This window comes from Pseudomonas sp. TE12234 (assembly GCF_054061835.1).
Genome location: NZ_JBSSEP010000020.1, coordinates 90,472 through 111,737, shown reverse-complemented (window position 1 = coordinate 111,737; position 21,266 = coordinate 90,472). Strand labels below are relative to the sequence as shown.

General features: G+C 57.8%; 20 protein-coding genes. 10 read left to right on the top strand and 10 right to left on the bottom strand.

Annotation, left to right across the window (positions count from 1 at the left end; all coding sequences use genetic code 11):
- Positions 1-34: 34 nt before the first annotated feature.
- The 5 genes from ACVWYU_RS25540 to ACVWYU_RS25520 form a co-directional block, all read right to left on the bottom strand.
- Positions 35-715 (bottom strand): alpha/beta hydrolase, encoded by a 681-nt coding sequence (locus ACVWYU_RS25540; RefSeq protein WP_457374009.1) that lies wholly within the window; start codon positions 713-715, stop codon positions 35-37.
- 301 nt (positions 716-1,016) lie between these two features.
- Complete coding sequence (locus tag ACVWYU_RS25535; protein WP_457374008.1) at positions 1,017-1,355, bottom strand: hypothetical protein; 339 nt, start codon at positions 1,353-1,355, stop codon at positions 1,017-1,019.
- A 238-nt stretch (positions 1,356-1,593) separates the two neighbouring features.
- Positions 1,594-2,358 (bottom strand): alpha/beta fold hydrolase, encoded by a 765-nt coding sequence (locus ACVWYU_RS25530; protein ID WP_457374007.1) that lies wholly within the window; start codon positions 2,356-2,358, stop codon positions 1,594-1,596.
- Between the two features lie 259 nt (positions 2,359-2,617).
- Positions 2,618-3,724: an alkene reductase gene (locus tag ACVWYU_RS25525; RefSeq protein WP_457374006.1), complete on the bottom strand. Its 1,107-nt coding sequence runs from the start codon at positions 3,722-3,724 to the stop codon at positions 2,618-2,620.
- A gap of 235 nt (positions 3,725-3,959) precedes the next feature.
- Complete coding sequence (locus ACVWYU_RS25520) at positions 3,960-4,715, bottom strand: SDR family oxidoreductase (protein ID WP_390955641.1); 756 nt, start codon at positions 4,713-4,715, stop codon at positions 3,960-3,962.
- Between the two features lie 313 nt (positions 4,716-5,028).
- On the opposite strand from ACVWYU_RS25520, the gene ACVWYU_RS25515 reads away from it, so the two are divergent.
- Positions 5,029-5,916, top strand: a complete 888-nt coding sequence (locus ACVWYU_RS25515) for a LysR family transcriptional regulator (protein WP_390959917.1) — start codon at positions 5,029-5,031, stop codon at positions 5,914-5,916.
- A 2-nt stretch (positions 5,917-5,918) separates the two neighbouring features.
- On the opposite strand, the gene ACVWYU_RS25510 is transcribed toward ACVWYU_RS25515, so the two are convergent.
- Complete coding sequence (locus ACVWYU_RS25510) at positions 5,919-7,139, bottom strand: MFS transporter (RefSeq protein WP_457374005.1); 1,221 nt, start codon at positions 7,137-7,139, stop codon at positions 5,919-5,921.
- A gap of 224 nt (positions 7,140-7,363) precedes the next feature.
- Here ACVWYU_RS25510 and ACVWYU_RS25505 point away from each other — a divergent pair, with 224 nt between their 5' ends.
- Positions 7,364-8,467 carry a Gfo/Idh/MocA family protein gene (locus tag ACVWYU_RS25505; RefSeq protein ID WP_457374004.1) on the top strand — a complete coding sequence of 368 codons (1,104 nt, stop codon included), beginning with the start codon at positions 7,364-7,366 and terminating at the stop codon, positions 8,465-8,467.
- A gap of 137 nt (positions 8,468-8,604) precedes the next feature.
- On the opposite strand, the gene ACVWYU_RS25500 is transcribed toward ACVWYU_RS25505, so the two are convergent.
- Together ACVWYU_RS25500 and ACVWYU_RS25495 are read right to left on the bottom strand one after the other, a co-directional pair.
- On the bottom strand, positions 8,605-9,009 hold the full coding sequence (locus ACVWYU_RS25500; RefSeq protein ID WP_390955638.1) for a nuclear transport factor 2 family protein: 405 nt from the start codon (positions 9,007-9,009) through the stop codon (positions 8,605-8,607).
- A gap of 524 nt (positions 9,010-9,533) precedes the next feature.
- Positions 9,534-9,860, bottom strand: coding sequence for a hypothetical protein (locus tag ACVWYU_RS25495; protein WP_457374003.1), 327 nt, complete (start codon positions 9,858-9,860; stop codon positions 9,534-9,536).
- Between ACVWYU_RS25495 and ACVWYU_RS25490 the strand changes: the two genes are divergently transcribed.
- The 3 genes from ACVWYU_RS25490 to ACVWYU_RS25480 all read left to right on the top strand — a co-directional run bounded on the left by ACVWYU_RS25490 (position 9,859) and on the right by ACVWYU_RS25480 (position 13,345).
- Positions 9,859-10,518, top strand: a complete 660-nt coding sequence (locus tag ACVWYU_RS25490) for a carbonic anhydrase (protein WP_090327402.1) — start codon at positions 9,859-9,861, stop codon at positions 10,516-10,518. The genes ACVWYU_RS25495 and ACVWYU_RS25490 overlap by 2 nt on opposite strands.
- Before the next feature lie 574 nt (positions 10,519-11,092).
- Positions 11,093-11,446 carry a hypothetical protein gene (locus tag ACVWYU_RS25485; protein WP_247256818.1) on the top strand — a complete coding sequence of 118 codons (354 nt, stop codon included), beginning with the start codon at positions 11,093-11,095 and terminating at the stop codon, positions 11,444-11,446.
- Positions 11,447-11,665: 219 nt separating this feature from the next.
- The gene (locus tag ACVWYU_RS25480) at positions 11,666-13,345 is read left to right on the top strand and encodes a SulP family inorganic anion transporter (RefSeq protein WP_457374002.1); all 1,680 of its coding nucleotides are present in this window, start codon (positions 11,666-11,668) and stop codon (positions 13,343-13,345) included.
- A gap of 26 nt (positions 13,346-13,371) precedes the next feature.
- Here ACVWYU_RS25480 and ACVWYU_RS25475 read toward each other — a convergent pair whose 3' ends face one another.
- The gene (locus ACVWYU_RS25475; protein WP_457374001.1) at positions 13,372-13,815 is read right to left on the bottom strand and encodes a potassium channel family protein; all 444 of its coding nucleotides are present in this window, start codon (positions 13,813-13,815) and stop codon (positions 13,372-13,374) included.
- A gap of 903 nt (positions 13,816-14,718) precedes the next feature.
- On the opposite strand from ACVWYU_RS25475, the gene ACVWYU_RS25470 reads away from it, so the two are divergent.
- On the top strand, positions 14,719-15,522 hold the full coding sequence (locus ACVWYU_RS25470; protein ID WP_457374000.1) for a transporter: 804 nt from the start codon (positions 14,719-14,721) through the stop codon (positions 15,520-15,522).
- Positions 15,523-15,853: 331 nt separating this feature from the next.
- Positions 15,854-16,255 carry a hypothetical protein gene (locus ACVWYU_RS25465; protein WP_457373999.1) on the top strand — a complete coding sequence of 134 codons (402 nt, stop codon included), beginning with the start codon at positions 15,854-15,856 and terminating at the stop codon, positions 16,253-16,255.
- A 96-nt stretch (positions 16,256-16,351) separates the two neighbouring features.
- Here ACVWYU_RS25465 and ACVWYU_RS25460 read toward each other — a convergent pair whose 3' ends face one another.
- On the bottom strand, positions 16,352-18,634 hold the full coding sequence (locus tag ACVWYU_RS25460) for a heavy metal translocating P-type ATPase (RefSeq protein ID WP_457373998.1): 2,283 nt from the start codon (positions 18,632-18,634) through the stop codon (positions 16,352-16,354).
- Positions 18,635-18,996: 362 nt separating this feature from the next.
- Between ACVWYU_RS25460 and ACVWYU_RS25455 the strand changes: the two genes are divergently transcribed.
- The 3 genes from ACVWYU_RS25455 to ACVWYU_RS25445 all read left to right on the top strand — a co-directional run bounded on the left by ACVWYU_RS25455 (position 18,997) and on the right by ACVWYU_RS25445 (position 21,266).
- Positions 18,997-19,773, top strand: coding sequence for an ABC transporter substrate-binding protein (locus ACVWYU_RS25455; protein ID WP_457373997.1), 777 nt, complete (start codon positions 18,997-18,999; stop codon positions 19,771-19,773).
- Between the two features lie 91 nt (positions 19,774-19,864).
- Complete coding sequence (locus tag ACVWYU_RS25450; protein WP_247256812.1) at positions 19,865-20,554, top strand: ABC transporter permease; 690 nt, start codon at positions 19,865-19,867, stop codon at positions 20,552-20,554.
- Between the two features lie 13 nt (positions 20,555-20,567).
- Positions 20,568-21,266, top strand: coding sequence for an ABC transporter permease (locus ACVWYU_RS25445; RefSeq protein ID WP_247256811.1), 699 nt, complete (start codon positions 20,568-20,570; stop codon positions 21,264-21,266).

Here is a 21,266-nt window from a genome sequence, read left to right as displayed (position 1 = left end):
GTTCGGTAGTGATTCACCGAGTCGGACCGGCGACTCAGAGTGCGGCGCGAAGCACCAGTTCAGCGACTGCGCCAGGCTGGGAGAGCATCGAGCAATGCCCAGCGTCCACCGTGGCATGCACGGCTCCGATCCTGGTCACAAACATTGATTGAAGTTCAGGCGGGATGGCGTTGTCTTGTGTCGCGAGCAGATACCAGCTTGGCTTGCTGTGCCAGGCGGCCTCGGTGACCGGGGTGGATAAAGCCTCGGCAGAGGTTGGCCGCTGGTTCTTGAACAGGGCAACTTTCTCCTGTTCAGAGACGTCCTGGGCAAAGCCTTCAAAGACACCCGTGTGGGTCAAACTGAGGAAACCTTTTTCGTCCGGGCGCAATTCCGCACTCATTGGTGATGGCGCAACAAGGGCTGTCAGGCCAAGTGCCGACTCGCCGACATCAGGAACGAATGCATTGATGTAGACCAATCCCGCGACGTTCTTGTGGACACCCGCCTGGGTAATCACCGCGCCACCGTAGGAGTGACCAACCAGCAACACTGAGCCGCTTTCTGCATCGAGTGCCTCTGCGACCGCAGCCACATCTTCGCTGAACCTTGTCAGGGGAAGATGCACCACGCTGGTCGCGACACCACCGGCTTCGATCAACGCCCGGGCTTTGTCCCAGCAGTCACTGTCAGCCCAGGCGCCGTGGACAAAAATGGCTTTCTTGATATCGGTCATATTGAACTCCCAACGGGATAGCGATGTTGAAATGGGTGGTGAAGTACCGCAGGAAAGAAGCAGTAACTTCTGGCCGAGGCTCACCGTGAGTAGTGCGGAACTCCAACTGCTCTGCGCTGCTGAAGTATCTTGGGCTGTATCGGTTTGGGACATCAGTCGAAAAACCGTCATTTCAAGCCATTGTGCGTTGACCGAAAAAGTCGCTTTTTTGGGGCGCGAGCCAAAGCGCCGCAGCGACCACAAGTGTCGCTGAAACGAGAGGGAAGGAAGGGATGGAGACTAACGCCACTGTGACGCGGCTTCAGACGGTAAGGCCCTGACAGCTGAATTCCATCCGGTAGACAAACGATGAACGCAGATAACCGATCAGCGCCTGCAAGAGGGCCGATTCAAAGTGCTCGGCCATCGCCAGAGGACAACTCCAATCACCCTGAATCAGCAGGGTGTGACGATCGGTGGGATGCGGAGCGAGCGCATAACGAAAGCAGTTTGGTAGTGCAGCCATGCTGTCGACAAAACCGCTGATCTGTTGGGCGATGTCGGACGGGCGTTCGCGCCGCAACTCAACAACGATGAGGTTACTCGCTTGGGTCTGCTGACCAGCGTGTAGGGCGTCGTTATTCTGAAGATGAGTGATCATCGGTTAGCTCCTGCTGGTTGTTGTCCATGATCGGTATCGGCACCTGACTTCCCCGGCGAATTTACCGGTGTCGGCGGCGCCATTTCCCTACCCTCCTCTTCCCAGTGCCTCGCAGGAGCCTGATGTCTTGCAAGAGTGCCGGGGGGCAAGAGGGCCAGCGGTCTGCCGCACGGCAATAATGCCCTGCTGCGTTTGCAACAAGGCCTTGAAGAGTCATGCCGGGAGTGACGTGGGACTGTTACTTTGGCAGGGCTGCCAACGCCGCTTTTTCGATCACCGCAGCCACTTCCTTCGGGTGCGAGATATACACTGCGTGGCTGGATTTGACTTCTGTCACCTGAGCCGCGGCACGGGTGTACATGAAGCGTTCCAGATCAGGATTTATCGCCCGGTCCTGGGTGGCGACGATGGCCCAGCTCGGCTTCGACTTCCAAGCCGGCGAGGTAATCTTCTGGCCGAAGTTGGCGCCGTTGGTCAGCACCTGAGACAACGCCATAAAGTGGGTGAGCTTTTCCGGCAGGTCGGCGGCAAAGTCGGCGCGAAACTTGTCCGGCGCCAGGTAAACGAAACCGTCCGCCGTCGGGGTAATCGCCGTCGAGGCCGCCGGCATTTTGTGCAGCAATTCGCCCGCCGCTTCACCCGTGTCCGGGGCGATACCCGCGACGTATACCAACGAGGCAACCTTCGGATCGGCACCGGCCTGGGTGATCACCACACCGCCATAACTGTGTCCGACCAATACCGCCGGACCATCCTGCAAGGCCAGCGTACGCTGGACCGCTTTTACGTCGTCATCCAGCGAGGTTTCCGGCTCTTGTACGACCGATACATGAAAGCCGTCCTTTTCCAAAATCTGCGTGACACCGCGCCACCCGGAGCCGTCGGCGAAGGAGCCGTGTACCAGCACAACGTTGTGCATCGCGGTAGCCGGCGTAGCCGCCATGGCGTAGCAAGACGCAACGGTGGAAGTTGCCATTAACAGTGCAGCGGATAGAAACTTCATCGATGATTCCTTTTATCAAGTGTGGGTTAAAGATGTAGCGTGCTTGTTCACGCAGGCGCGTCGAGCGATGACGCTGAATGTGCCATGGGTCCATATTAGGGAGCGGCAGCAAGGCTCACAGGACGAAATACCGGCATTTCGAGCCATGTTTTGTCCTTTTTTGCCGGGCTCATCAGAGCTCGTGTACAAACCAAAAAGCCCCCATGAGGGGGCTTCGTTTGGTCTCTACGCTACAGTCGTTCGCGCTCGGCGAAAGACGTTACGCAGTCGCTTCTTCTTTATAGAACTCGTAGTCGGTGTAACCCACTTCGGTACCGCCAAAGAAGGTCGGACGGTCATACGCGTTCAGCGGCAGGTTGTGGCGCAGGCGCTCCGGCAAGTCCGGGTTGGCGATGAAGTGGCGACCGAAAGCCACCAGATCGGCGTCGCCAGCCTGAAGGATGGCCTCGGCGGATTCGCCGTCAAAGCCACCGGCAGCAATGATCACGCCTTTGTAGTGTTTGCGCATCAGTTGGGCAGCGACCGGCGCCGGGTCGGCATTCTCGTCCTCGATGTTGCCCAGGATGCGCGGCTCGATCAGGTGCAGGTAAGCCAGGTTCAGCGGCGCCAGTTGTTGCGCGACGTAGGTGAACAGGCCTTCTGGATCGCTGTCGCCCATGTCACCCCAGGTGCCGCTCGGGCCGACACGTACTGCCACCCGATCGCTGCCCCACACCGAAATCAGCGCGTTGGTCACTTCCAGCAGAAAGCGTGCGCGGTTTTCGAACGAGCCGCCGTACATGTCGGTGCGCTTGTTGCTGTTGTCCTGCAGGAACTGGTCGATCAAATAACCGTTGGCACCATGCAGTTCCACGCCGTCAAAACCGGCTTTCACGCCACGTTCGGCAGCAGTGCGGAAGTTTTCTACCAGGCCTGTGATGTCTTCGATGGTCAGGGCGCGGTTCGGGGTATTGGGTACCCAACCTTCGGTGGTGTAAGCAACGCCGCCGTGCAGGACTTCCGATGGGCCGACAGGGATGCTGCCTGCAGGCTGCACGTCGACATTGGATTGGCGACCGGCATGATAAAGCTGCAGAAAAATCTTGCCGCCTTTAGCGTGCACGGCGTCAGTAACGTGTTTCCAGCCCGCGATCTGGCTGTCGTCGAACAGGCCAGGTGCGCCGAGATAGCCGTTGCCGTTTGGCGCGGCGATGGTGGCTTCACCGATCAGCAAACCGCCTTCGGAAGTGCGCTGGGCGTAGTACTCGGCCATCAGGGCGCCAGGACGAGCGCCCTCTTCGGCACGCATGCGGGTCAGCGGTGCCAATACAATGCGGTGGGCGAAGGTGAACCGCCCGACTTTAACTGGGGAATGAAGTTTGGACATGGTTGCCTCGATTGAAGTGTATGTGTAGAGCGATTGGATATCTGCCCGGGTCGATAGCCATGTGGGCTTTCGGGGTTGGGGCGCTTGGCATCAGTAAAGGTGATTTTCCGGAGTGAATAAATGGGCCGTGTTTCCCAACACTTCGGACTTTTTGGCTGTAATGCTGGCGATCATGGAGATCGAACTGTCGATGTTCGGATAACGGCGCCCGCACTCATGCAAGCGCCGCAGGTCCTCACTGGGCGTAGAGTTCCAACACCTGCGTGTTGAACTCAGTGACAAAGGCGTGTTCATCCGCCCCGGCATTAGCGCGCATTGGCTTGGCCCGCTCGACCAGAACTTCCACCGCGTCCGTGCCCAGCACCGCTATCGTCTCGGCAATAAACTCATCTAATGGCATCGCCAGTTCGACTTCGGAGCTATTCATCAACTCGGTACGTACCCATGGCGGCGCGATTTCCAGCACCTTGACCGAGGTATCGCGCAGCATGAAGCGCTGAGACAGTGCATAAGAATGCAGCGCCGCCTTGGTGGCGCTGTACACCGCCGTCAGCGCCATGGGCACGAAACCGAGCACTGAGGAGGTGTATGCCACATAGGCGTCATCGGCTTTTTTGAGGTGCTCGATCAGCGCCGAAGTCATTCGAATGGGGCCCATCAGATTGGTGGTAACGGTCGACACCAGCAATTCGTCATCCACTTGGCCGGCCGCAGTGTCCGGCAACATGATCCCGGCGTTATTGATCAGCACATTGAGCTGCGGGAATTCGTTGATCAACTGTTTCGCGACCGCGGTAATACTGGCTGGATCGGTAATATCCAGTTCGACCGCGTGCATGCCCGGGTTGGCCGCAACGACGGCTTCCAGATGGCCCTTGCGCCGACCTGAGATAATCACGTGGTTTCCCAGTTTGTGCAGTGCTTCGGCCAGCCCACGGCCGATACCAGAGCCGCCGCCGGTAATGAAGATGGTGTTTTGAGTGAGTTTCATGGGTGAGTCCTCTGAGATTGCGCAAATGCAAAGCGTGAATGATTGAGAAAAAGGGCGGGTTGCCCGTGCTGTGAATTCAGGGTCTATGCTAGGCACGAACAAAAAAGCACATGGGTCGAAATACCGACGTTTCAGGCCATTCGCTGGCTGCACGATTGGCAAACTCAAATGCAGAGCGTGCAGCCAGACTGGGCCGTCACTTCAGGTTCATGAAAGTTACCGGCCCCCATGAATAGCCGGTGTCCCTTCCCAATTCCCCCGCCCGCCTCTACTCTGCATTGACCTTCCCTGCGCACCGAGCACACCTCAAATGATGGACAGCCTCAGCGGCATTACTGCCTTCATTCATGTGGCCGAAACCCGCAGCTTTACCGAAGCCGGTCGACTTTTGGAAATCTCCTCATCCGCAGTGGGCAAGAGCGTGGCGCGGATGGAAGAACGCCTGGGTGTGCGGCTGTTCCATCGCAGCACCCGCAGCGTCACCCTGACCACCGAAGGCGAGCTGTTCCTGGACCGCTGCAAGCGTATCCTCAGCGAAGTGGAAGCGGCAGAAATGGAATTGCTGGAACTGTCCGCCACCCCGCGCGGCAAGGTGCGCATCAGCGTGCCGATCCAGAACGTATTGATCATGCCGGTACTGGCCGGATTCATGCGTGCCTACCCGGACATCGAGCTGGACGTGGACATGTCCGACCGCATGGTGGACGTGATCGAGGAAGGGTTCGACGCGGTGATCCGCACGGGCGCGCCGCAGGATTCGCGGCTGATGGCGCGCAAGCTGGGGGGTTATCAATTGCAGTTGGTGGCATCGCCAGCGTATCTGGAGCGCCATGGCGATCCGACACACCCGGACGATTTGATCCGCCACGTGTGCCTGCTGCACAAGTTTCCGGCCACCGGGATGATCGAGCGTTGGCCGCTACGCGTCGACGATACGCACATCGAGCCGAACCTGACGCGGGCGTTGACCTGCACCACGATGGACCCCCTAACGTACCTGGCGATCGATGGGGTGGGGATTGCCTGCCTGCCGGATTTTTCAATCCGTCAGCCGTTGGCCGACGGCAGGCTGAAAGTGGTGCTGGAGGACTACACCGACCACACCGGCAACCTGTGGATGCTCTGGCCTGCGTCGAAGCAGACGGCACCGAGATTGCGAGTGTTGATCGACTACTTCAAGGACAACATTCTCAAAGCCTGAACTCAGCGTTGCAGCGCCTCGGCAATCGGCGCTTTGCCGAGACCGAAACTGAGCATCACCGCCAAACCGAGCACACCGATGGCGGCGCCCAGCCACAACGCCGAAGACACGCCGGCGTGATCAACCATCAAGCCGCCAAACAGTGAACCCGAAGCAATCGCCACCTGAAACGTGGTCACCAACATGGCGGAACTGGCTTCCGGCAATTGCGGCGACGTCAGTTGCATCCAACTGCTCACGCCCAGCGGAATTGCGCCGTAGGCAACACCCCACACCAGCACCGCCAACGTCACGCCCCAACCCTGCAACCCGGGCAAGGCCAATTGCGCGATCACCATCAGCAACACCACGGCGCCCAGTGACGCACGCAGGTGCGTGGTGATGCTCCCGGCCATGGCGAAGTTCGCCAGCATGCCGACCAAGCCAAAGCCCAACAGAATCGCAGTGATCGCACTCGGCGAGAAACCCGCGTCATGCCCAAGGAACGGCGCAATGTAGGTGTACGCCGTGAAATGCGCCGCCACCACCGTGCCCAGCAACAACATGCTGCGCCGGGCATTGCTGCGGGACAGAAACGCCAACAGCGCACGCGCCTGCAAGCCCTCGCGGGAAGGCAGCGAGGGTAGCGTCAGCCATTGAGCAACCAGCGCCAGCAACGCCAATCCTGCGGTCACGGCAAACGACATCCGCCACGAAAACAGCGTGCTGACAAACGTACCAAACGGCACACCGAACACCGTCGCCAAGGTAATCCCGGCAAATATCAGTGCCGTCGCTTTCGCCGCTTTTGACTCGCTGACCAACCGCCCGGCAGCCGCAATCGCCACCGCCCAGAAACCACCCAGCGCCACCCCCAACAAGCCGCGCCCCAACAACATGATCGGCAATGACGGTGCCACCGCCGAAACGACGTTGGACGCCACCAGCAACAAGGTCAACAGCAGCAACAGGTGTCGCCGATTCATGCGCCCCGCGCCCAGCATGATCGCCGGCGCCGACACGGCCGCTACCATGCCCGGCACGGTCACCATCAACCCGGCCACACCATCGGTGATGCCCAGGCTATTGGCAATTTGCGGCAGGACGCCGACCGGCAGGTATTCGGTGGTGACAAAGGCAAAAGCGCCCAGGGCCACCGCGTACACCGACAGCCAGTCGCGCCAGGAGGACGGCTGCGCTGGCGCGAGCGCAGCGGTGGCCGGTGATGCAGACAGATCGTTCATGGCAAAGCTCCACAATAATGAGTGGCGCCATACTAGGTATCCGAGCCCTGCGGAAAAACGGTGCGCGGCTCCGATCACTGCGGATCAATCGTTCCGTAATTGAACCGGCGCACAGGCCATTAGCGCCTTTCCTGTCCGCAGTGTTCGGCCCTTTGGCCGGTTTTTCCGCGGGGCTGCGCTCCCTAGACTTCACCTCGTCAGCCAAACCCTACGAGGACATTCCCATGACAACTGCACACTCCCCTATTCGCGTCGGCATCATCGGCGTCGGTAACTGGGCTCGCCACGGCCACCTGCGCGTGCTCACTCTGCTGCCGCAATATCACCTGCAAGCGGTTTACAGCGAACGCCGCGAACGCGCCGAATCCGCGGCCAGTGAATACGCCATCAGCCAGGTCGCCGACTCGGTCGACGCGTTGGTCAACAACCCTGAAGTCGACTTGGTCGTGGTGCTCAACACCGCCCCGCAACACGAAAAAACCGTGCGCGCCGCCATCGCTGCCGGCAAAGACGTCTACTGCGAATGGCCGCTGACCACCACCACTGCAGACTCCGAACAGTTGCTGCACCTGGCCAAGGACGCCGGCGTGCGCCACATCGTCGGCTTGCAACGCCGCCACGCGCCACACAACCGCTACCTGCAAGACCTGATGCAACAAGGCTACGTCGGCAAGGTGCGCTCCGTGCGGATGCACGTCAGCATGAATTACTTCCAGGCCTTGCGCCCCAATGCCCTGCGCTGGACTGCCCCCGAGGAAAACTTCTCCAGCGTCATCGCCATCTATGCCGGACACTTCCTCGACATGCTTTTCACTGCTACTGGCTGGCCAGTAAGCGTCTCGGGGTTGATGGTCAACCAGTTCCCGAAAGTGACGATCAAGGAAACCGGCGAAGTGCTCGACAGCACCGCCCCCGACCAACTCGTGCTCAGCGGCATGCTCGAAGACGGCGGCGTCATTTCGATCCACATCGAAGGCGGCAAACGCAACGGCTCGGGTGTGCAGATCGACATCACCGGCGACCGGGGTGACCTGAAAATCACCAACCGTTCGGCGTTTGGCGATGTCGGCGACGACTATGTCGTCGAGGGCGCGCATGGCGATAACCTGACGCTGGAAGTGTTGCCCGTGCCTGAGAATTATCAGCGCCTGCCGGCCTCGTCATTGCCGTCAGCCGTGCTTGAACTGGCAGAGCTCTATCACGTGTATGCACAGGATGTTGCCGAAGGCACCCATGCGGCGGCGACGTTCAACGATGCATTGCGCCTGCATCAGTTGCTGAATGCGACAAAGAGCGGGACTCAAACTCCCCTGAAATGGATCGTGTGACGACTCATGCTTGTGAAATCCCTCGATATTGAACTATCGAGTATGAAACCTCGTTGGCGCAGCCGGGGCAGACACATACCCGCCCCGAAGCGCCATTTAATCTCAGGGGCCATTGTTGGATCGTCGCAGCCCCCCTTTTACTCAATTGAATCCGGGAAACGTACGCCGAACATCGGTAAGCCGCTGGCAGAACTGACTGTGGTGGCCTCGTCCTGGAGCACGTCCCAGTGTTCGACCAGAATGCCATTTTCGAGACGCACGATGTCTACTGCGATGAGCGCAGTCGGACTACCGTTTCCAGAGAAACGGCCATGAACCATCACTTTGTCATCCTCTGCCATTATTACGCTGGGTTCATAAGTCAGTGTATTGGGCAGACTTTTGATCAAGTCAAATAAACCCTGCCGTCCTGGAGGGATAAGCGCACTGTGCTGAATATAGTCCGCAGACCAATACTCCTCGGCTGCATCGTAGTCACGTTGATTGAATAAAGCATCGAAAGCTTTAAGTACGATAGATTTGTTTCTTACTTCAATATTCATAGTTGCTCCTGATCGTATGTTGAGACTTGGGGAAATAGAACGCAGACCATTCGAGTCCTAATGGGCAGTTACAACGACAGGGTTGGTCTCTCGAGCGCTTTCAAATTCCGACAAGTCCGGTTGTGAAAGGGCGAACAAAGGACAACGCATCAGAGTTCCGCGCGCTGTAGGCAATACATCCTAGCCCTGAGGTTTTAAGCGTATAAGCCGAAAAACCGACATTTCATGCCAAACCGTTCACCCTGACCGAGGACTTTCCATGCGTAAGTCGTCGTTGTTAAGAATGAGGAGCAACCGCAGATCTGAGTCCACGGCGGGCGCTAAGCCGCCTTTCATAATTTACGAGTATTGGTTAAAGGCTTCCTCGTGATCCTGCGCGTGTACGAAACGACAAACGCATTTTTCAATAAAGCCTGAAATCTCGATGATTTGCAGAAACAATAACGGGGGAGATCACACTGCGACATTTCCGCGTTCATAGCCGGCTATCGGACGATCTTTGATGCCAGCCAAGGGTCGATTTTTCAGGACTTCGCGACAAGCAGGAAATCGGCCATAAGCAGCCATTCGCGAAGGGCCACAATGGGTCGATTGCTGCCCATCGCGACAGGCAACAACCGGCCAGATGCGGTCATAGGGTGTTTATAAATACCGCGGCAATTCACCACCTTTCCGGCCAGTGAAAGATAAATGGCAGCTGCCAAGGTGCTTCGCACATCCTCCGCGTGAGTCTCGGCTCGGAGTCCACCGTTGATCGAGTACAGCAAATTGCGCTTGAGGTCTGCGATACTAATGGCCACGGTGGCACGAGTACGTGCCTTCATTCGGCACTTGGGTTTGGAGATTTCCATGCGTGACATTATTGACGGCTTTCTGCGTTTTCAGCGCGATGTCTATCCGCAACGCGTCGAGCTTTTTAAACAGCTCGCGACGACACAAAATCCGAAAGCGTTATTCGTCACCTGCTCGGACAGTCGTGTTGTGCCTGAGCTCCTTACGCAGCGCGAACCGGGTGAGCTGTTCGTGATTCGCAACGCCGGCAACATCGTGCCGTCGTATGGTCCCGAACCGGGCGGCGTATCGGCTACCGTCGAATATGCGGTCGCAGTGCTCGGCGTACAGGACATCGTGATCTGTGGCCACTCGGACTGCGGAGCGATGGGCGCGATTTCACGCTGCACGTGTCTGGACCATCTTCCGGCTGTCGCTAACTGGCTACGTCACTCGGACGCCGCGAAGGCGATTAACGCGGCGCATCAGTTCGACTCGCCTCGCGCGAAGCTCGATGGCCTCGTGCGCGAAAACGTCATCGCGCAACTGGCGAATCTGCGTACCCACCCATCGGTGGCACTCGCGCTTGAGCAGGGTCGAATGAATCTGCACGGCTGGGTCTACGACATTGAGGCAGGTTGCATCGATGCGCTTGATGGCGCGACACGACAATTCGTTTCACTTGCTGATTCCCCGACCACCGTGGCGGTTGCTGCGCGCAACGACAGACAGATGTAATGGCGAAAGGCATGTCAGGGAGGTCGCATTACTCCCTGAACATTTCCACCCCCGCTAAAGCCAGAGAAGTTGCATTGTCTATCGAACAGGTCCGAGGAGTACGCACTTCGATTTTTTGGCGGTGTTTTTAAACCGCCTGGCCCCAAAGCGGTCGGTCACGAATGCAGCAACGGCAAAACGCGCATCGTCGCATCTGTCCAGCGTCAGCAGGATTCGGTCATCGATGACATAAATGGATGTGTATATGGAAAGCATGCCGACTGGAAATTGAACGCGTTGCGTATCAAGAGTTTTTAATTCTTTGGGAACGCATCGATGCGTTTATTGGGAATGTTTGATTTTACTCAAGTCTATGGCACGAATTCGGCACAGACTTCGATGCATGACGATGCCATCCTGCACAACGATCCTCCCGAACAAGTTGACCCAGTTAGCTGAGGAGCACCGGATTAACCGGGTGCTTTTTCATATGTTGTTAGCAGCGATTGGGAAACTCATGTTTGCCGGCTTTGAATTTGCGCAGGATGCTTGAACCTACCACTCTGAAGTCACAGCCTGGAGGAGAGGAAAAATCATGCGGATTTCAATAGGGTGTGTGGTGTTGATGCTGTTGGCGGGGTGTATGGCGCCGACAGTGAATGAGGTGCGTAACGAAGGTCCGCGCAAGGTTCTGTATTCAAAAAAGACCGATGAAGTCCTCGCAAAATGCGTCGAGTCCAAATGGCAGAGCCAAAAGGAAATCGGAGGAGAGCCGGGAGCGTCGCAGCAACCAGGCAAGGATAGGGGCTACACGGTGTTCACCGCTCACTCGGCGTACTTTGTCGATATTCAGCCAGAGGCATCAGGTTCGGTCGCCAAGTACTACGCCCTGGTGGACAACAACTGGTTTTACGAAAAACACCTGAACGCGTTACAGAGCTGTCTGTAATTTTTAGCAGTATCGAAGCTCACTTCGGCGTGAAGTTTTTTGTTTCCGCAAAAGGCGTTTCCGAGGAGAGAGAACGTGAAGGTTCACCAAGAGCATGAGCTGATCAAAGGTCCGCGTTGCACCGGCCTTTCAAACAAGCTTGCGAGTCAGTCCCGCCTCAGCGCGAATGCCAAGCGTCTTTGGGCGTTCTAGGCAACAGAACTCATCAGGAGCGGCCGTGTGAAACTGCATCTGAAAGCCTCAAACACAGCTCGCTCTGACACGGCGTCACTTCGCCTCAACGTCGTATCAGGGCTCACGGCCGCGGCTGTCGTACTGCCCAAGGCAATGGCCTACGCAACTGTCGCCGGCTTGCCTGTTGCCGTCGGTCTGTATACGGCCCTCGTCCCGATGTTGATTTACGCATTCCTGGGCTCGTCGCGGGTGCTCAGCGTCAGCTCCACCGCCACGCTGGGGATTCTGGCTGGTGCACAGATCGGCCTGGCGGTCCCCGATGGGGACCCCGGGAAACTGATCACGGCCACGGCAACACTGACCGCACTGGTGGGCGCCATGCTGCTGTTGGCGCGGCTGATACGCCTGGGATTTCTCGCGAACTTCATTTCCTCCCCGGTGTTGAGCGGCTTCAAAGCAGGTGTCGGCCTTGTGATCGTGTTGGATCAGGTACCAAAACTCCTCGGCATCCACATTGCCAAACAAGGGTTTTTTCTCGATCTCCTCAACATTGTGCATCACGTGCCCGGGAGCTCTCTGATCACGCTCGTGGTTACTGCAGCGGCGTTCCTGATCCTCATTGCAATGGGACGCCTGTGGTCACATTCGCCAGCACCGCTTGTTGTGGTGGCAGGGAGTATCGCCGCCTCATGGTACTTCGGCCTGCAGGCTCTCGGCGTTTCGACAGTCGGCTTGATTCCCCAAGGGTTACCCCCATTCACGCTGCCCGATCTCACATTGGTTGAACAAATGGCACCGGGTGCGCTCGGGATCGCGCTGATGAGCTTTACCGAAACGATTGCGGCAGGTCGTGCCTTTGTCCGGCCAGGCGACCCCCCGATCAATGCGAACCGCGAGTTGATCGCTACCGGACTGGGTAACCTCGGGGGCGCACTGCTGGGCGCGATGCCCGCTGGGGGAGGTACTTCGCAGACGGCGGTTGTACGCGCCACGGGAGGACAGTCTCAACTGGTCTCGATTGTCACTGCCGGCATGGCTTTCGCCACGATGCTGCTGCTTTCCGGAATTCTCGGGTATCTGCCTCACGCCACATTGGCGGCTATCGTCATCTACTACTCGGTCGGGCTGATTCAACCACGAGAATTCCTGGCTATTCGCAAAGTGCGCCCGATGGAGTTCCACTGGGCGCTCGTCGCCACGTTGGGTGTGCTGTTGTTTGGCACGCTGCAGGGCATTACGGTGGCAATCGTCGTATCACTGGTCAGTTTGGCCTATCAGACCGCGCGTCCGCATGTGTACGTCCTTGGTCGCAAACGCGGCACCGACGTGCTGCGGCCGTTATCGGATGAACACCCCGATGACGAGACTTTCCCGGGGCTGCTGATCGTGCGACCGGAGGGACGTCTGTTTTTTCTTAACGCGGACTATGTGAGGGAGCAGGTCATCGCGCTGGAGGCGCAGTATCATCCACATGTGGTTGTCTGGGACATGAGCGCCGTTCCCGACATCGAATACTCGGCACTGCAGGCACTGATTGAAGGCGAAAAAAACCTGGGCGAACTCGGTGCCAGTCTCTGGCTGGCGGGATTGAACCCTGGTGTACTTGAAATGGTACGACGTGCCGGGCTCGACGAAAAACTTGGAGGTGAGCGTATGTTGTTCACCGCCCACGCAGCGATCGAGCGCTATCAAGCTAATGAGCCAACCCTGATCAGGGCCACATAGTAGTCACGCCCTGGGTCCGCAGTACCCTAGGGTTTTTCGCCACCGTCGTTGTTTGTATGAATCAATTGGTAAATATGATTGACCTCGGCGAAAAACACACCCGTGGATAAGCCGCACATGATGATGCCCGTCAACCCCTCCATCAGCCCAAACAGACGCCAGGGTTTCACCAGCACCACATCACCGTAGCCGATGGTCGCGTAGGTCACTCCAGAGAAGTAAAACGCCGTTTCGAAATCAGGCAGAGATCCCTGCCACACATAGAATGTCCCCCAGATCGAGATGGCGATCACATGCAGCATGATCATGTAGCAGACAATCCATACCAACCGCGTGCTAATAGCGCCTAGTTGCCTTAAAAGTACATTTTTTCTGCGGGACAGAAACCTTAGCATCAAGGCCAGACCGACGGCATGCACGACCACGGTAATGGCCGTCAGCCCCCATGCGAAAAAGATGCTCGAATACATCAGTACTCCTTCCGGACGTTAGCCCGACAGGTAGACATCCAGTCTTGAGAGGGTATGACCCATATACTGCCTTTCGGGAAACAGGTCTAACCTGCTACGAATTGCTATTGCTCAAGCAACGCTTCTATTCGACCAGAGTTGACAGCGTCAGTCAGGGTCAAAAAATCCCGAGGTTGTTCGGCTTTTTCGTGGATGCCAAACCGTGTATCTACGGGTTGATCTTCTCTGTATGCCCCGACGCCCTTGGGTAAAGAGTTTCGACGAACGCAGGTAGGCGGACTTGATAAATATCAAGTACCCCCTTCGTACCTGCCGGGGGTGCGTCCACCCATTAACTGTCCTTATGAGGTGCATTGAAACTCGACGGTATGAACACGGGATTGAAATCCACGTCTTCTCGCGGCGGTGGGATGGCGCGTCAAGCGCAATGGAATTCAGTGCTAATCCCATCCGGCGACGGCATGTTGATCGATGAGACGTTCCCTACCAGGAAAACAAGACGCTTAGGTTGGTGTCGTAAAAAAGGAAATAAATCTTCGATTGTGGAAAGGCCTCGAATCATTGGCTAGCCTCTCAGGACTACGAGTGGCCAATTCGGGACTCGCATTTCTTGAAATGCCGAGAGGAGATTGTTCCATGTACTTACCCCGACAGACTGGCTTGCTTGGGTTGCTTTCACTGTCAGTTTTTGCGGTGCACGCTGCGGATAAGTAGCCCAATATCCTGGTCATCAGGGGTAATGATATTGGTCGTTTTAATATCAGCGCCCACAACATGTGGATGATGGGCTACAGACACCGAGTATCGACGGCATCGCCTATTGGCAAAGCGGCGAATCAATTCAAGGTTGGGACTTAAACTTACAGTCTGCTGCAGGGCTATGTTAACCAAAGAGGCCAACCCATGCCGATTATCCGTTTCTTGCCTGTGTTAATAAGTTTGGCTCTTGTGTTTCCGCCAGGTTATGTATTAGCTGAAGAATCACAAGCTGAACTGGCAAAAAAACTGAACAACCCAGTAGCAAACCTGATCAGCGTTCCCATACAGTACAATCACGATAGTGGTCTGGGACCCAATAATGCCGGACGCAATATCACCAATATTCAACCCGTATTCCCGATTGAGCTGGATGCGGATACGAATATTATCTCTCGCACTATCTTGCCCGTAGTCAATTACCAATCAGTCATGCCTGGCGACAATGGGGCATCGGGAATTGGTGACACCCTGCAAAGTTTTTTTTACTCGCCCAAAGCGCCCTCGGAAAATGGCTGGATCTGGGGGGCAGGTGTCGCTGTGCTGATACCCACGGCTAATAAAGAAGAGCTTGGTTCGGGAAAATGGAGTGCGGGGCCAACGGCCATTTTGCTCAGACAGCAAAATGGCTGGACGTACGGCGCCCTGGTTAACCACCTCGATTCTTTTGCCGGGCAATCTGGTCGCCAGTATGTCGACTCTACCTATTTGCAGCCGTTCCTCTCCTTTACGACCAGTACCCATACCACCTATGCCATCAACAGTGAATCTACTTATGACGGTCAAATCAAAGAATGGACAGTCCCGCTGAATTTTATGGTTTCCCAACTTGTAAAAATTGGTAACCGTCCTGTGCAGTTTCAAGTGGGCTATCGTAAATACGTCACCAACCCCACTGATACACCAGATCATGGCATACGCGCCGCAGTAACATTCCTGTTCCCTAAATAGAGGGATCGATAGTTCAACAAAAGGCCGATAGCTACTGCAAATGAAGGACAGCCAAGGGTCGATGCTGTTGAAAAAGTCGGATTTTCAGATCACATGAACTCAGACACGGCCTTTAGCGGAGAACCTGCTCACCACTTTGAGTGGTTTCTCGGCCAACAGAATAGGTCGACGGCTCCCCTTCCAGACAGGCTCAAACCGGCCAGAAGCGGACAGCCTCCCCCGCCGCTTTTCGTCGTGATGAATGAACACAGATAGCAAAAGATCAGAAACCCGCTATTACGTTAGTAATTGCCACTTCATTCATCGCAGGTCGTCACAGGTGCGCCCCACCATGGGAAATCCACTTAAGCATTCGAGCGTTCGTTTTGGCTTTTTACTGGGTGTTATCTCAATGGGACTGACCGCTTGCAGCAATCACGAGACCGCATCTACCAAGGAAGTGACTCGACCACCTATCGATGACAGCGCGACTTCGTCCGTGCGAGTCACTACCAGTTGGCTACAACACTCACTTAGCCAAACGGGATGCCTGGAACACGCCACGGCGGCTCTTACAAAGGCGAGATATTTTGTTGAGGCAGGAGACCGATCCGTCTATGGGTTGCGCGAAGGCATGACTTTTGCGATTCGCTGCGACTACGAAGGCGTTGCTTTTTTCGCAGTCGCTTATCGCCACAGGCCAGATACTCAAACCCAGGATCGGGTCTTGAATGAAATCACCAGGCTATTTTAAGAACTACGGGTGAGAGATATAGGGGCTCGCCCGCAGATAAGCCAATGCCGGTCCTCTTCTCTCCCGGCGATGACGCCAAAATGTCCGCCAGGCCCTTCAGCGCCTGTCCAGATAGCGGAACAGTTCCTCCTCCTGGTCGAAGTGCAACTGCACCAGGGTATCCAGGCGAATTAACTGATGCTGAATCTCTTCGGCGGGCACAGTGGTCGGGTCGGCGCTGAAGTCGTTGCTCATGCGCGTCAGCAAATGGATGCAGCGAAAAATCTCGCGGTGTCCGTAGCTCAGTGCCGACAAGGGGTCTTCGCCCGGCATGCTCAGGGTCAGCAGCGGGTATAGCGTGTTTTCATCGTCCCGTTCATGGCTGGCGAGCGAGGCTTGCAGTTTGTCGACCAGTTCCAGCAGATCGGTCTGCGCTTGCTCAAGCGGTCGCCGGGCGAAATCGCCGGCCAGTTGGTGCAGATCACTCAGCACTTTGTTGAGTTGGCGGTGTTCATCCTGCAGTCGATCAATGTGTTCGCCGGCCAGTCGCCGCAGGCCCGGTCCTGGCGACGCCCCCAATGCACGCAAAGCATTGAAGATGATGACCACATCTATGACTTCCTGAACCACGGCGCCGGCGAGCGGTGGCAGGTAACCGAGGGCGGCCACCGTCATGGCCAGCAACGACAGTCCCATGCCGGCCAGCACGCCTTGCACAGCGATATGGCGTGTACGGCGGGCAATCTGCAGTGCCTCGACCAGACGATCCAGACGATCCACCAGCAGCACAACCCCCGCCGCTTCCGCGGAGGCCGTGGCACCACTGGCCCCCATGGCCACGCCGACGGTGGCCGCCGCCAGCGCGGGTGCGTCGTTGATGCCGTCGCCGACCATCAGCGTGCTGGCCCGCGTGCAGCCCTCCTGTACGGCACGCACCTTTTCTTCCGGGGTCAACCCGGCACGCAATTCGTCGATGCCGGCGGACAGCGCAATCATTTCGGCCGTTTCCAGGCGATCCCCCGTGAGCATGACGATCCGCTCGATGCCGTTGTTGCGCAGCCGGCGAAGGGTTTGTGGGGTTTCCCGACGCAGGCTGTCCGAGAAAACCAGCAGGCCGGCAAGGGCCCCATCCACTTCAACGAAGCTGCCACCGCAGGCCAGGTAGTCCATATGGCGCAACATGGCTGTGGCCCAATCGCTGACCGACGCCTCGGTTTGAGCAAAAGACAGCGTGCCGAGACGCACTCGCTGGCCCTCTATCAATCCGCAAAGACCGGAACCCGGGCTTTCTGCCACCTCTTGCGGGGCGCTGAGTGGCAATCGGCGCTGGCGCGCGGCTTCGACGATGGCCTGGGAGATGGGGTGCACCGAGGCCTGCGCCAGCGAAGCGGCCAGGCCCAGCAGATGCAGTGGATCGACCTGGCCATTGACCTCAACCGACTGCAGGCGGGCGTGGCCACTGGTGAGGGTGCCGGTCTTGTCGAGAAACAGCTGTTTGGCTCCTGCCAGCGCTTCCAGGGTGGCGCCGTCCTTGATGAGGATGCCGCGCCGCGCCGCCCTGGAGATACCGGACATGATCGCGATCGGCACTGCCAGGATCAAAGGACAGGGCGTGGCCACCACCAGCACCGCCAGCGCCCGCAAAGGATCGCCACTCCAAAGCCAGGCCAGTCCGGCCATCAGCAGCGTCAGCGGAACGAAGAGCAAGGCATAACGGTCGGCCAGGCGCACGAAAGGCGCGCGCGAGCGTCGCGCGGCCTCGGCCAGCCGCACGACCCCGGCGTAAGTACTCTGCGCTGCCGTCTGCGTCGCCATTAACTGGATCGGCGCGCCGGCATTGGCGACGCCACTGCGCAACGGCTCGCCTTCCCGACGGGTGACCGGTAACGACTCACCAGTGAGCGCAGACTCGTCCAGCGTTGCCGTGGGGCTCAGTAGACGGCCGTCGACGGGGACCACCTCGCCCAGACGTACAAGCAGCGTCTGACCCGGCTGGATCTGCTCGACCGGTATCTGGCGCAAGTCGTTCAGCTCCTGCAACCAGGCAAAGCGTGGCGCCCGATCGACCAGTGCACGTAGCTCACGCTCGGCGCGTTGCGCAGTGAAGAATTCCAGGGTACGCCCGGAAGCCAGCATCAACGCAATGACCGCCGCCACCAGCATCTGCTCAAACACCAGGGCCGCACCGATCGACAGCAGAGCGATCAAGTCCACACCGGCCTCGCGCCGGGCCAGGCGCCTGACGATCTCCACCAGCAGCACCAGGGCCATGACCAGGCTTCCCGAGAGCCAGCACATCGCCGCCCACTCAGGCCTCTGAGCAAATTGCGCAATGCCACCCGCCAGCAGTGACAGGGTAGTCAGCAGCAATAGCGCCGGATCCAGCCACTTGTTGAACATCGTTTTGGGTTCCTCAAAAGGGATCGCGCGTTGCAAAGAACCTGCCGTACGTCGGCGTGCCTGGTCACTGCGTCCCCTTGATTCTAGTGACTTCGCAGCAATCGTTTTTTTAATGCCATGGGCATAAGCCGAAAGCCTCGCAGAACGGCAAGCCGCCGGGGCCGGCCGCAACCCCTGGGCACGCCATCAAACGGGTTTTAACGCCTCTTGCCACGCCTCAATCTGATATGTTTTTTTTCAGTAATGTTGATTATGGATTTTTTATATGTCATTTATAGCCTCGCCGATCACAGGACTGATCCACCGCGCCAACCCGGATGGCGGGCACCCGTCCCCCAAATGCCCTCCAAGGAGTCAACAAGATGAACAAGACAGAACTTCTAGGTGCTCTGGCGCTGTGCGCTTTCAGCTTCCTGGCACATGCCGACGAAAACAGCCTGCGCATCGGTATCGAAGCCGCCTACCCGCCCTTCTCCTTCAAGACTCCAGAGGGCAACGTCAGCGGATTCGACTACGACATCGGCAACGCTCTGTGCGAAGAAATGAAGGTCAAATGCGAGTGGGTCATTCAGGAGTTCGACGGCATGATCCCGTCGCTCAAAGTGCGCAAGATCGATGCCGTGCTGTCGTCGATGTCGATCACCGAAGACCGGATGAAGTCGGTCGACTTCAGCAAGAAGTACTACCACACGCCGGGCAAGTTCGCGATGAAGGCCGGCAACGTGATCAATGACCCTTTGGTGGACCTCAAGGGCAAGAAAGTCGGTGTGCAACGTTCCTCGACCTACGACCGGTTCGCCACCGAGCAACTGGAAAAAGCCGGCGTCGTCGTGGTGCGTTACGGCTCACAGAATGAGGCATTCCTCGACCTGGCCTCGGGCCGTCTGGACGCCACTCTCGCCGACATCGTCGCCACCGACGAGAGCTTCATCAAGACACCGGCGGGCCAGGGCTTCGCGCTGGTCGGGCCGGACATCAACGACCCCAAATACTTCGGCCGAGGCGCCGGGATCGCCGTGCGCAAGGGCGACACCACCAACGTTGCGCGCCTGAGCGCCGCGATTGATGCCATTCGCGCCAATGGCAAGTACCAGCAAGTGATGGCCAAGTACTTCGCGTTCGATATCTACGGCGAATAAGCCTTACCCCCAGCCCCGGCGCCTGCACATTGCGGGCGTTTTTCGGGGCATGTCTTGCGCGCCTCGCGGCGCTCGCTTGAGGAATTTCATCATGCTCCACGGCTATGGATCGAGCATTCTCGATGGCGCCTGGCTGACCATAAACCTGGCCCTGACGTCCATGTCCCTGGCGATTGCCCTGGGCCTGATCGGCGCGGCCTTTCGCCTGTCACCGCTCAAATGGCTGGCCATGCTCGGGGAAAGCTACACCACCCTGATTCGCGGTATTCCTGACCTGGTGTTGATCCTGCTGATCTTCTATGGCGGCCAGGATCTGGTGAACCGCATGGCATTGGGATTGGGTTACACCCGCTACATCGACATCAACCCTTTCATCGCGGGCGTTTGCACCATGGGTTTCATCTTTGGTGCCTACCTCTCGGAAACCTTTCGCGGTGCCTTCATGGCAATTCCCAAGGGTCAGGCCGAAGCCGGCCTGGCCTACGGCATGAGCGGCGTGCAGGTGTTCTGGCGGATTCAGGTGCCGCAGATGATCCGTTTCGCGATTCCCGGCTTCACCAACAATTGGCTGGTGCTGACCAAATCCACCGCCCTGATCTCGGTGATCGGCTTGCAGGACATGATGTTCAAAGCCAAGAACGCCGCAGACGCCACCCATGAGCCGTTCACGTTTTTTATCGTCGTCGCGGCGTTGTATCTCATGCTCACCAGCCTGTCCTTGCTGGGACTGCGCTCACTGGAAAAACACTACTCGGCCGGCTTCAAAGCCGCCGAATTGTGAGGGGAACCGGTCCATGCTGCTCGACTACAACCTGATCTGGGAAAACCTGCCGCTGTATTTCAACGGCGCCTTGTTGACCCTCAAAGTCCTGCTGATTTCCCTGGCCCTGGGCCTGGTCCTGGCAGTTCCACTGGCGCTGATGCGGGTGTCGCGATCACCGCTGATCAACTTCCCGGCCTGGCTCTACACCTACGTGATTCGCGGCACGCCTATGCTGGTGCAATTGTTCCTGATCTATTACGGCCTGGCGCAATTCGAAGCCGTGCGTCAAAGCGCGCTCTGGCCTTACCTCTCCAGCGCGACCTTTTGCGCCTGCCTGGCCTTCGCGATCAACACCAGTGCCTACAGCGCAGAGCTGCTGGCCGGCAGTTTGAAATCCACCCCGCAGGGCGAGATTGAAGCCGCCCGGGCCATGGGCATGTCACGCCTGACCCTGTATCGGCGCATTCTCCTGCCGTCGGCCTTGCGCCGGGCATTGCCGCAATACAGCAACGAAGTGTTGATGATGCTGCAAACCACCAGCCTGGCCTCCATCGTCACCCTCGTGGACATCACCGGCGCCGCCCGCACGGTCAGCTCACGTTTCTATCTGCCCTTCGAGGCGTTTATCACCGCCGGGCTTATCTACCTCGCCCTGACCTTCATTCTGGTGCGCCTGTTCAAGCTGGCCGAGCGCCGCTGGCTGGCGTATCTGGCACCGCGCAAGCACTAA

Excerpts from the sequence above, each read along its gene's own strand:
- ACVWYU_RS25540 (WP_457374009.1), bottom strand. The coding sequence starts at position 715 with ATGACCGATATCAAGAAAGCCATTTTTGTCCACGGCGCCTGGGCTGAC.
- ACVWYU_RS25535 (WP_457374008.1), bottom strand. The coding sequence starts at position 1,355 with ATGATCACTCATCTTCAGAATAACGACGCCCTACACGCTGGTCAGCAG.
- ACVWYU_RS25530 (WP_457374007.1), bottom strand. The coding sequence starts at position 2,358 with ATGAAGTTTCTATCCGCTGCACTGTTAATGGCAACTTCCACCGTTGCG.
- ACVWYU_RS25525 (WP_457374006.1), bottom strand. The coding sequence starts at position 3,724 with ATGTCCAAACTTCATTCCCCAGTTAAAGTCGGGCGGTTCACCTTCGCC.
- ACVWYU_RS25520 (WP_390955641.1), bottom strand. The coding sequence starts at position 4,715 with ATGAAACTCACTCAAAACACCATCTTCATTACCGGCGGCGGCTCTGGT.
- ACVWYU_RS25515 (WP_390959917.1), top strand. The coding sequence starts at position 5,029 with ATGGACAGCCTCAGCGGCATTACTGCCTTCATTCATGTGGCCGAAACC.
- ACVWYU_RS25510 (WP_457374005.1), bottom strand. The coding sequence starts at position 7,139 with ATGAACGATCTGTCTGCATCACCGGCCACCGCTGCGCTCGCGCCAGCG.
- ACVWYU_RS25505 (WP_457374004.1), top strand. The coding sequence starts at position 7,364 with ATGACAACTGCACACTCCCCTATTCGCGTCGGCATCATCGGCGTCGGT.
- ACVWYU_RS25500 (WP_390955638.1), bottom strand. The coding sequence starts at position 9,009 with ATGAATATTGAAGTAAGAAACAAATCTATCGTACTTAAAGCTTTCGAT.
- ACVWYU_RS25490 (WP_090327402.1), top strand. The coding sequence starts at position 9,859 with ATGCGTGACATTATTGACGGCTTTCTGCGTTTTCAGCGCGATGTCTAT.
- ACVWYU_RS25495 (WP_457374003.1), bottom strand. The coding sequence starts at position 9,860 with ATGGAAATCTCCAAACCCAAGTGCCGAATGAAGGCACGTACTCGTGCC.
- ACVWYU_RS25485 (WP_247256818.1), top strand. The coding sequence starts at position 11,093 with ATGCGGATTTCAATAGGGTGTGTGGTGTTGATGCTGTTGGCGGGGTGT.
- ACVWYU_RS25475 (WP_457374001.1), bottom strand. The coding sequence starts at position 13,815 with ATGTATTCGAGCATCTTTTTCGCATGGGGGCTGACGGCCATTACCGTG.
- ACVWYU_RS25470 (WP_457374000.1), top strand. The coding sequence starts at position 14,719 with ATGCCGATTATCCGTTTCTTGCCTGTGTTAATAAGTTTGGCTCTTGTG.
- ACVWYU_RS25465 (WP_457373999.1), top strand. The coding sequence starts at position 15,854 with ATGGGAAATCCACTTAAGCATTCGAGCGTTCGTTTTGGCTTTTTACTG.
- ACVWYU_RS25460 (WP_457373998.1), bottom strand. The coding sequence starts at position 18,634 with ATGTTCAACAAGTGGCTGGATCCGGCGCTATTGCTGCTGACTACCCTG.
- ACVWYU_RS25455 (WP_457373997.1), top strand. The coding sequence starts at position 18,997 with ATGAACAAGACAGAACTTCTAGGTGCTCTGGCGCTGTGCGCTTTCAGC.
- ACVWYU_RS25450 (WP_247256812.1), top strand. The coding sequence starts at position 19,865 with ATGCTCCACGGCTATGGATCGAGCATTCTCGATGGCGCCTGGCTGACC.
- ACVWYU_RS25445 (WP_247256811.1), top strand. The coding sequence starts at position 20,568 with ATGCTGCTCGACTACAACCTGATCTGGGAAAACCTGCCGCTGTATTTC.